This is a genomic window from Promicromonospora kroppenstedtii DSM 19349 (assembly GCF_000515355.1).
Classification (GTDB): Bacteria; Actinomycetota; Actinomycetes; order Actinomycetales; family Cellulomonadaceae; genus Promicromonospora; species Promicromonospora kroppenstedtii.
The window spans coordinates 32,342-32,952 of record NZ_KI911577.1; the positions used below are offsets into that span (position 1 = coordinate 32,342).

The 611-nt window shown below is 67.3% G+C and carries 2 protein-coding genes; both read right to left on the bottom strand.

All coding sequences use genetic code 11. From position 1 onward, the window contains the following. A partial coding sequence (locus PROKR_RS33475; RefSeq protein ID WP_036959154.1) for a hypothetical protein occupies positions 1-219 on the bottom strand: 219 nt, incomplete at its 3' end. A gap of 208 nt (positions 220-427) precedes the next feature. Then, a partial coding sequence (locus PROKR_RS32175; RefSeq protein ID WP_211239993.1) for a hypothetical protein occupies positions 428-611 on the bottom strand: 184 nt, incomplete at its 5' end.

Below are 611 nucleotides of genomic sequence, written 5' to 3' on the forward strand. Positions count from 1 at the left end.
CGGGGAGAGCTGGCCGTCGAAGACGCCGCCCTTGAAGCGCGAGACCGCGGCGCGGATAGCGGGGCCGTAGGCGTCGAGGAGCGCCATCTTGGCGGCCTCGGGGTCCGTGTGGTCGACGCCAGCGGCGTGACCCTGGGCAACGCGGATGAGCTGGGCCTCGGTGACCTCGTCGAGCGAGAGGTCGGCGTCGGTGTAGCGGAACACGCTGATTTCAGACATGGCAAATAGGCCCTTCGTGGGGTGACGGTGTCCCGGAGATCGAGCGACCTCGGGGCGATGAGTGCGAGTCACGCAAGGTGACTCATGTGTAACACGGCGCGAGAGGCGAATGCAAGGCGCTTTCGCAGGTCTTTAGATTTCTTCACCCGGGCAGATGCACGACAAAGCCCCCCTACGCTGGCAGATGCAGTGCGGTAGGGGCTGTCGTCTAGTGCGGTACTACGCCGGGAGCCGCTCCGGCTCCGACGGAGAGGGCCTCGGCGAGGTTGACGACGGACACGCCCATCGCCGTGGCGAGCGTGAGCTCGACGTCCGTTGCCGAGCCGATCTCCCAGCCCGGGAGCTCGACGACGACGTCGGCTTCGAGCACGCGCTCGACGGTCCAGCGGAGA